The organism is Thiohalophilus sp., from assembly GCF_031581315.1.
Lineage (GTDB): Bacteria > Pseudomonadota > Gammaproteobacteria > UBA6429 > Thiohalophilaceae > Thiohalophilus.
The window spans coordinates 30,280-39,115 of sequence record NZ_JAVLAZ010000005.1 but is presented as its reverse complement, the minus strand read 5'-3'; the positions used below and the strand labels follow the sequence as shown (position 1 = coordinate 39,115).

Annotated in this window: 9 protein-coding genes; 4 read left to right on the top strand and 5 right to left on the bottom strand. The window is 59.6% G+C overall.

All coding sequences use genetic code 11. From position 1 onward, the window contains the following. The 4 genes from ftsE to rpoH form a co-directional block, all read left to right on the top strand. Positions 1 to 645: cell division ATP-binding protein FtsE (gene ftsE, locus RI563_RS01345; protein WP_310692530.1), on the top strand; the 645-nt coding region annotated here is incomplete at its 5' end. A gap of 4 nt (positions 646 to 649) precedes the next feature. Continuing rightward, on the top strand, positions 650 to 1,639 hold the full coding sequence (gene ftsX / locus RI563_RS01340) for a permease-like cell division protein FtsX (RefSeq protein WP_310692529.1): 990 nt from the start codon (positions 650 to 652) through the stop codon (positions 1,637 to 1,639). Between the two features lie 93 nt (positions 1,640 to 1,732). After that, positions 1,733 to 3,076 (top strand): diguanylate cyclase, encoded by a 1,344-nt coding sequence (locus RI563_RS01335; RefSeq protein WP_310692528.1) that lies wholly within the window; start codon positions 1,733 to 1,735, stop codon positions 3,074 to 3,076. Positions 3,077 to 3,203: 127 nt separating this feature from the next. Continuing rightward, the gene (gene rpoH, locus RI563_RS01330; protein WP_310692527.1) at positions 3,204 to 4,055 is read left to right on the top strand and encodes an RNA polymerase sigma factor RpoH; all 852 of its coding nucleotides are present in this window, start codon (positions 3,204 to 3,206) and stop codon (positions 4,053 to 4,055) included. Between the two features lie 233 nt (positions 4,056 to 4,288). On the opposite strand, the gene RI563_RS01325 is transcribed toward rpoH, so the two are convergent. From RI563_RS01325 to RI563_RS01305, 5 genes are all read right to left on the bottom strand, one after another. After that, on the bottom strand, positions 4,289 to 4,489 hold the full coding sequence (locus RI563_RS01325; protein WP_310692526.1) for a hypothetical protein: 201 nt from the start codon (positions 4,487 to 4,489) through the stop codon (positions 4,289 to 4,291). A gap of 72 nt (positions 4,490 to 4,561) precedes the next feature. After that, on the bottom strand, positions 4,562 to 5,269 hold the full coding sequence (locus RI563_RS01320; protein WP_310692525.1) for a hypothetical protein: 708 nt from the start codon (positions 5,267 to 5,269) through the stop codon (positions 4,562 to 4,564). After that, positions 5,266 to 7,011 (bottom strand): vWA domain-containing protein, encoded by a 1,746-nt coding sequence (locus RI563_RS01315; RefSeq protein WP_310692524.1) that lies wholly within the window; start codon positions 7,009 to 7,011, stop codon positions 5,266 to 5,268. The genes RI563_RS01320 and RI563_RS01315 overlap by 4 nt, the downstream gene beginning before the upstream one ends. Positions 7,012 to 7,351: 340 nt before the next feature. After that, positions 7,352 to 7,564, bottom strand: coding sequence for a cbb3-type cytochrome oxidase assembly protein CcoS (ccoS, locus tag RI563_RS01310; protein ID WP_310692523.1), 213 nt, complete (start codon positions 7,562 to 7,564; stop codon positions 7,352 to 7,354). A 32-nt stretch (positions 7,565 to 7,596) separates the two neighbouring features. Beyond that, a partial coding sequence (locus RI563_RS01305) for a heavy metal translocating P-type ATPase (protein WP_310692522.1) occupies positions 7,597 to 8,836 on the bottom strand: 1,240 nt, incomplete at its 5' end.

Sequence of the window (8,836 nt, the reverse complement as noted above, 5' to 3'; positions counted from 1 at the left end):
CGCTACCCCGGCGGCTATGAGGCGCTGACCAATGTCAGCTTCCACATCCCCCCCGGACAGATGGCGTTTTTAACCGGCCATTCGGGCGCCGGCAAGAGTACCCTGCTCAAGCTCATCGCCTTGCTGGAGCGGCCCAGCCGCGGCCAGGTGCTGATCAACAACCAGAACCTGGCACGCATCGGCCGCCGCCGCATTCCCTACTTCCGGCGCAACATCGGCATTATCTTCCAGGATCACCAGTTACTGTTCGATCGTACCGTGTTTGACAATGTGGCCCTGCCGCTGATTATCGCCGGCCAGCCGCAGGGTGAGATCGGCCGGCGGGTGCGCGCCGCGCTGGACAAGGTCGGCCTGCTCAGCAAGGAGAAGGCCTATCCGATCACCCTCTCCGGCGGCGAGCAGCAGCGGGTCGGCATCGCCCGGGCGGTGGTCAACAAGCCGCCCCTGCTGCTGGCCGACGAGCCGACCGGCAACCTGGACCCGAAGCTCTCCGCCGAGATCATGGGCATTTTCGAGGATTTCAGCCAGGTGGGGGTCACCGTACTGGTGGCCAGTCACGATCTGGCCCTGATCTCGGGGTTGCCCTACCGTCGCCTGACCCTGGAACAGGGTCGGCTGAGTGCCGACAGTGACCCGAGCGAGTAAGCCCATGCGCCGCGACCGTCCTGCCCAATCTTCCCAACCGCGGCGCAGTGAGTCACGCCGTACCGGCCCGCCGGGCCGGCTGCGAATTCACCTGCTGCGTCATGCCCAGGTGTTTTTCTACACCCTCGGCCAGCTCAGTCGCCGCCCGACCTCGATGCTCATGACCGCTGCCGTGATCGGCATTGCCCTGGCCCTGCCTGCCGGCCTGCATGTGGTACTCAAAAGCGCCCAGCAACTCAGTGGCGGCTGGGACGAAACCCGCCAGATTTCCCTGTTTTTGCAGCGCGGCACTCCCGAGGACGAAGCGCGTCGGCTGGTCCGCCAGCTCGAGAACCATCCCCGGGTTCGCCAGGTCAGCTACATTTCACCGGAGCAGGCACTGGCCGAATTCCAGCGCCTGTCGGGCTTCGGCGAGGCGCTGGACGCCCTGCAGGAGAATCCCCTGCCGGCGGTGCTGGTGGTATTGCCAGCGCTCGAGCGAGGCAATCCGGCAGCCACCGAGTCGCTGCTGGCGGAACTGCGGGAGAACCCCCGGGTGGATCTGGCCCGCCTCGACGTGCAATGGGTCAAGCGGCTCTATGCCATCATGGATATCCTGCGCCAGGGAGTCTATGTGCTGGCCAGCCTGCTGGCGCTGGCGGTATTGCTGGTGGTAGGCAACACCATTCGCCTGGCCATCCAGAACCGCCGGGACGAGATCGTCATCGTCAAGCTGATCGGCGGCACCGACGCCTTCATTCGCCGCCCGTTTCTCTATACCGGCTTCTGGTATGGCCTGTTCGGCGCCCTGATCGCCTGGCTGCTGGTCACGGTATCCCTCTGGATTCTCAGCGGACCGGTGGAAAAACTGGCGGGCCTGTATCAAAACAGCTTCAGCCTGAGCGGATTGAATATCCAGACCACGGCCATATTGCTGGTATCGGGTATCGCGCTGGGGCTGGTAGGCTCGTGGATCGCCGTAGGCCGCCATTTGCGTGACATCGAACCGGGCTGAAGCCCGAAAAATAACCTGAAAGTTCGTTACAGATTGCCCTGTTACGGTCGATACCTGTAGCAGTGCAGTAAATTTGTAGTCGATACCAAAAAAATGTCAGACATACATCCCCGGATCATGGTGGTTGACGGCTCGTCCGTTTCACGGGCCATCCTCGCTCGCATCGTGCGCGAGGAACTGGATAACGTCGAGGTAATTACCTGCGAATCGGGTAACGAGGCCCTGGCACTGCTCAGACAGCAACACTTCGATCTGATCACCACCGCCATGCTGCTCTCGGACATGGACGGCCTGGCACTGAGCCGCGCCGTGCGGGACACCAAGCAACATCATTACACCCCGGTCATCGTGGTCTCCGGCGACGCCGACGAGCGTCTGCTGCGCGAGGGTTTCGAAGCCGGCGTCACCGATTATTTCGACAAATCCAACGGCTACAAGGCCTTTGGCGACTTCATCAAATCGTTTATCCAGCGCAATACCGGGCTGGTCGGCCATATCCTGTACGTGGAAGACAGCCGCACCGCCGCCGCGGTGACCCGGAAAATCCTGGAAAAACATGGCCTCAAGGTCACCCTGACCGACAACGCCGAGCAGGCCATCGTGTTGCTGGACAACCCCAACCCCGGGACCGAGTTCGACATGGTCATCACCGATTTCTTCCTTGAGGGCGCGTTAACCGGCGGTGACCTGCTGCACGCCATTCGCGCCCGTCTGCACCTGTCGCAGCAGGAGCTGCCGGTGCTGGTACTGACCGGCTCCGACGACAAACAGAAGCAGGTCGAAGTATTCCACGCCGGGGGCAACGATTTTGTCGGCAAGCCGCTGATCGAAGAGGTATTGATCGCCCGGGTCCGCTCGCTGCTGCTGATCAAGCACCAGTATGACGCGCTCAAGCAACAGACCGAGGCGATGCGCTGGATCGCCGCCACCGACAGCCTGACCGGCGTGCGCAGCAAGCGCTATCTCGTGGACAACGGCGAAAGCTACATCCGGGACACCTCGCACCAGCCGGTCTGGGCCATGCTGATCGACATCGATCATTTCAAACAGATCAACGACACCCTGGGTCATATTACCGGCGATCACGTGCTGGCCGAGCTGGGCGAGACGCTCAACCAGTGGTTCCCGGAGGACATGGCAGTGCGTTTCGGCGGGGAAGAATTCTGCGTGCTGGTCAAACAGACCCGGGCCGATGCCATGCTCGAGCTGGCGGAAAAACTGCGCCACCATGTGCAGCAGCTGCGCCCGGCCGGGGTTGATATCACTATCAGCCTGGGGCTGGCCAGCACCGAAGACCACCCCAATCTGCCCCTGAGCGAGTTCCTCAACAAGGCCGACCAGGCCCTCTACCACTCCAAGGAGCAGGGCCGGAACCGCGCCAGCCTGTTCGCCAGCAACGGTGCACAGGAGTCCCCGTGGAACTATTCCAGCAAATAATGTTCCACAAGTCTTTGAATTCCTGCCAATTCTGATCTATATATTAGAGTGAACTAATAAGGTATTTGGCACTCTAACTTATCGAGTGCTAGTATTGGTGGATATGATGAAAGAGGAAACACAGATTATGAGTAAGGGTCTAGAACTGCAACTGGCCGTCCCGACCGGCAACCTGGAGTCCTATATCCAGGCAACGCGCAGTATTCCGATGCTTTCGGCGGAGGAAGAGACCTCACTGGCCCGTCGCTGGCAGGAACAGCACGAGCTGGACGCCGCACAACAGCTGGTGCTCTCGCATCTGCGCTTTGTCGTCCATATCGCCCGCAGTTACAGCGGCTACGGCCTGCCCCAGGCGGACCTGATCCAGGAAGGCAATATCGGCCTGATGAAGGCAGTGAAACGCTTCGATCCCAATGTGGGTGTGCGCCTGGTTTCCTTCGCGGTCTACTGGATCCGCGCCGAGATCCACGAATACATCCTGCGCAACTGGCGCATCGTCAAGGTGGCCACCACCAAGGCGCAGCGTAAACTGTTCTTCAACCTGCGCAGTGCCAAGCAACGTCTGGGCTGGTTCAATCAGGACGAGGTCGAATCAGTCGCCGAAGATCTGGGTGTGACCACCAAAGATGTGCGCGAGATGGAATCCCGCATGAGCGGCCAGGACGTTGGTTTCGATCAGCCGGATGATGACGACGATGATCGGCCCAACCTCTCGCCGGTCGGGTTTCTGGAAGACATGAGCCATGAGCCTTCGCAGGTGGTGGAAGATCAGCAGTGGGCGGCGCATAACAAGCAGCAGCTGATAGGCGCCCTGCAGAAACTGGATGATCGCAGCCGCGATATCATCACCCAGCGCTGGCTGAGCGACAGCAAATCCACGCTGCACGATCTGGCCGATCAGTACAACATCTCGGCCGAACGGATTCGTCAGCTGGAAAACAACGCCATGAAAAAACTGCGTGGTTCACTGGCCGCCTGACTTCAAGGGGCCAGTCTCCAGGTGCTAGTCGCTAGAACCCAAATTGAGCGACCAGCATCAAACTACTAAAAGGCCTCCGAATGGAGGCCTTTTTGTTTTGGTCTGTCTTGAGTTTTATGTAAACGAAACAATAATTATCCGCTAATTAACGCGAATAAACGCCAATCAACTTGTCATTACATTTGCGTCAATTCGCGTGCATTTGCGGACTGATATAACTTTGCGTATTTGCGTTACTTTCCAGAGCCTCGAAAAGTGGCATCCCCGGCCTTGTCTGGCACGGTTTCGGATTCGTAGTCACTGCCCAGGTCGATACCGAGTTCCCCGGCCACGGCCTGCCAGTAGGGTTCGGCCTCGCAGGAACAACAGTCGCACCAGACGGCGATACCTTCGTGCATGCTCCTGGATTGGCGTGACGGTGATTTTGCGCCCATGGTTGACCTCCGCCTTGATAAAGACACCGCAACCTGTCCGGACAGATGGTTGCCTTCTGTTCTGCAGAGAAGTTACTGATTCGGTTTGGGTTCTTCCGCATCGGAGTCCAGCTCCGGTATTTCTTCTTCGCCATCCGTTTCAGCCGGTTGTTCTTCTCCGTTGTCACTGGAAACCACCTTGCTGATCTTCTGCTGCAGCTTGAACATTTCGTTTTTCAGACGCTGCTCGCCTTCCTTGTGTCCGCCTTCATACATGGAGGCATATTCATCCATCATGTTCTCCATGGTTTCCATGGTAGTCTCGAGGTTTTTTTGCAGGCTATTTTTTTCATCCCGCAATTGCTTGTTTTCGCGCTTGAGTTTGACGATCAGTGATTCGCGTTCAGCATCGCCCTCATCATCTTCTTCCTCTTCCAGTAAATGATAGTAACTTCTGACCAGTCTTTCGACGTCGTGATCCACCTGCAGCAGCTGTTCCGGGTCCCGTCCCATGAACAGGCTCAACACGTGGGAATAGAGACTGGTTTCGCATTTGAGCATCGACCGGGCCCGGGCATCGGCCTGTTCGGCATCCATTTCAAGATGCTCGGTGAGCAGCGCGACCAGTTTCTGCCGCCGTTCGGCTTCTGAATCGCGGAGGCGATTGATCAGCTCCAGGGCCAGCCGCCGGTGCTTGCGTTGACGACGAATCATCACCACCAGCAGCACAATGGCGCCCAGCAACAATACCGCGCTCAGTTCACTGGTCAGCACCAGCAATCCGGTCAGAAACTCGTTCATAGTTCCAACTCCTTCTCTTCGGAGGCCAGAACATCACGGCGCAGCTTGCGCAGATAGGCATAGATCGCCAGACCACCCAGGATCAGTAACAGATTGGTCACTACCACCATGGCGATAACCCAGCGCCAGTCCAGTTCCTGGGCAGCTTCACTCTCGGGTTCATTCCCAGTGTCGGCAGCGGTTGAAGCCGGAGCGCGCCTTTCGCCGGCCGAAGTGCTGACGGGTCCACCACCTATCCGGCGTTCCACATGACTGACTAAATCGCGTCCATCCTGGCGGGTCGCCTGAAACTCAATCGTCAGGGTCTCGCCACTCAGACTCGCCGGCACGGCCCCTTGCCAGGCATTGCCCTCACGGGTCAGCTTGACCGGCACATCGGCGCTGTTACGCAATGACAGTTGCATTGATTCGGGCTTGAACAGGGCCGTCACCGGGTTAACGTTAAGTCGGTAGTCCCCTCCGGGCTTCGCTTCCAGGCGTATGGTGAGCGGCGCCTCATACATACGCAGATGATGGATCTGTTCGCGTTCGAAGGTCGGACTGCTGGCCCGCACCCGCAAGGTATGCTCGCCGGCTACCAGCATCTGCTTTACATCACGTTGATAAACCCCATCAAGATCCGGATCGTTTAATGGATAGCTCGATGGCCCGGAATCAGGCGGGTTATCGGTATGCAGGGTGAAATCGATCAGTTCGAGAAAGTTCTGATCGTTGATCCGCTGCCCCTTATCACTCAGCCAGGCACTTAACTTCAGCGCATCCTGCAGCAACAAATGATCCGGCAAGGGATCCACCTGCAATTGCAGATTGGTCAGAACCATGACCCGGTTATCGGGATCCTCACGGGTCTGTAACTGCCATTCACCGCTTTGCGGCTGTTCGATGGTCACCAGATCATAATCCGCTTCACCGTGCCAACTGGCGGTCGAAGGATGGTCTGCTTCGCTCCAGGAGTGCTGTTCGGGAGAGACAATGCTCAGGGGCGGTTCGCCATCCCGACGAAACACCAGCAAGGTAATATCCTCGACCTTTTCATCGACGACAAAACGGTTGTTCGTCAGGGGCAGGGTCTGCACCGTTACCGCCTTTTCAAACAGACGCAGAAACAGGCGTTGCAACGCCTCACTGTCACGTGTTTCCTCATACCAGCCACCGCTGGCGGCCGACAGTGTCGTGAGCAACTCACGATCCACGCCATCGGAAAGCCCGACCGTATGGATTTTGACTCCGGCGCGTCGCAGGCGTGGCAACAGTTCCTCCAGAATCCGCTGGCGGGACTCGTCGCTGGCCTGCGGCTTGTCGCTGACATCCACTTTGCCGTCGGTCAGTAATAACAGATGCCGATCATAGGCTGGATCCGGCGACGTCCAGTTAAACGCCGCCTTCTCCAGCGCAGCCTCGATGTGGGTATACAGACCGCGGGAATGGAGCGCCTCCGCTTCACGCCGGGCCCGTGCTTTCCAGTCGGCATCGACCTGACCGTAGGGCACGGCCATGTTCACGTACTGGCCGAACGTCCAGACGCCCGACCGGGTTCCCCCGGGCATCAGACCGGTGAGCAGCTTGAGTGCCGGGCGACGCAGGTTATCGGGATCGGTCTGCTTCATGCTGCCGGAAATATCGATCAATACGCGCAGATCGGTTGTTGGCGCCTTGTCCGCCCACAAGGGCGCACTGCCCGACATGAGCAGAATCATAAGAAAAAACGCGTAATAGCGTGAGCGTTGCAGTAAACCCAACAACCGAGACTCCGTCTTGAAATGACTCCCGCAAGGAGAAAAACCCCGCGGTTCATTCAGTTATCGGCGAATACGGCGACAGAGTTGAGTTTTTGAGGAATTTTTGACAGAAAAATGGCAGGTGGCGGGAGTAACAAACCAACCCGAAAAGCGCCTGTGCACTTTTCGGGTTACAGGCGGTTCAGCCGGCGATAATGACCGACAGTAAGCTGAACCAGGCAATGGCGATCAGGGCAATCACAATCACCATGGGCAAATTCTGGAACGTGAACATTTCTTTCATGGGGCTCTCCAAAAAGCATCATCTTCAATTAGTAAATTCTAATAAACCCGGGACGGTGCATCAAGTCGGCTTGTCCTTATCCTTCCCCTCCTCCCCGGACGCATCTTCCTGACGCCGGCTCGGAATCCGCGGATCGTCGTCATCCATCAAAATCCGGTGAGCCGGTCCTTCCAGGTCCTCGAATTGTCCGCTGCGTACCGCCCAGATCAGCGCACCGATGGCCACCGCCAGCACGATCACGGCGATGGGGATGAGCAGATACAGGATCTCCATAATGTCTCCTTGCCTGGGCCACCCGGGGTATCTCAGCCGGAGCGGCTATCATTATCCGCCACCGGCGACAGCGGTGAAACCCCGGCCTCCCGATGTGGCACCGATGCCTTCTTCTCCCCGCGCAACAGGCGCAGGGCATTGAGCACCACCAGCAGCGAGCTCAGGGACATGCCCAGCGCGGCCAGCCAGGGGGTCAGCAGACCCGCAGCCGCCACCGGCAGGGCGACCAGATTATACCCCAGTGCCCAGCCGATATTCTGGCGCACGATACGCAATGTAGCACGCGACTGTTTGACGGCATCCAGCAGATGGCCCAGCCGGTTGGATTGCAAAATCATGTCGGCGCTGTTGCGCGCCAGCTCGACCCCGCTGGCCATGGCGATCGAGACATGGGCCTGGGAGAGGACCGGGGCATCATTCACCCCGTCGCCGACCATCGCCACGGTATGTCCCTGATCCTGCAATTCACGCAAGCCGGCCAGTTTGTCCGCCGGCAGCAGCGCGCCCCGGGCCTGCGCGATACCCAGCTGTTCGCCAACCCGGGTCACGGCGGCGGGGTCGTCCCCGGAGAAGAGCCGCACCTCGATCCCCAGTGCCTGCAGCCCGGCCACGGTCGCGCGGGCATCAGTACGCAGACGGTCGCTCAGCTCCAGTAACGCGAGCAGCCCCTCGGCCGAGCCCAGATAGATCGGGCTGGTGCCGGGCGTCGCCACGGGTGCCTCAGCGGTATCGACGCCACTCAATTCACAGACAAAGGCCAGCGTTCCCACCCGGTAGGTGACCCCGTCGATCTCACCGCTCACCCCGCAACCGGGTGTGGCCTGCAGTCGTTCGACGGGCGGTGGCGCCTCCGCCTGGGCGCTAATGGCCCGGGCCAGCGGGTGTTCCGAGCCCCGCTCCAGGGCCGCCGCCAGTGCCAGTGCACGTTGCACGGACAGATCCCCCAGCGGGTGGACCTGACTGAGCGACAGCTGACCCTCGGTCAGGGTGCCGGTTTTGTCGAAAACCAGCGTATCAATGCCTGCCAGGGTCTCCAGCGCATGACCGCGCGTGGTAATCACGCCGCGGCGGGTCAGTTGACCGGTACTGGCCGTCATGGCCACCGGGGTAGCCAGCGACAGGGCGCAGGGACAACTGACCACCAGCACTGCCACGGCCACCCAGAAGGCCCGGGCCGGATCGATCTGCCACCAGATCAGCCCCGCACCGGCGGCCAGCAACAGGACCAGCAACACGAAGTGGCCGGTGCCCCGCTGGGCCAGTCGGGCAATG

Coding starts and splice junctions, on each gene's coding strand:
- rpoH (WP_310692527.1), top strand. CDS start 3,204: ATGAGTAAGGGTCTAGAACTGCAACTGGCCGTCCCGACCGGCAACCTG.
- ccoS (WP_310692523.1), bottom strand. CDS start 7,564: ATGGAGATCCTGTATCTGCTCATCCCCATCGCCGTGATCGTGCTGGCG.
- RI563_RS01335 (WP_310692528.1), top strand. CDS start 1,733: ATGTCAGACATACATCCCCGGATCATGGTGGTTGACGGCTCGTCCGTT.
- RI563_RS01320 (WP_310692525.1), bottom strand. CDS start 5,269: ATGAACGAGTTTCTGACCGGATTGCTGGTGCTGACCAGTGAACTGAGC.
- RI563_RS01325 (WP_310692526.1), bottom strand. CDS start 4,489: ATGGGCGCAAAATCACCGTCACGCCAATCCAGGAGCATGCACGAAGGT.
- ftsX (WP_310692529.1), top strand. CDS start 650: ATGCGCCGCGACCGTCCTGCCCAATCTTCCCAACCGCGGCGCAGTGAG.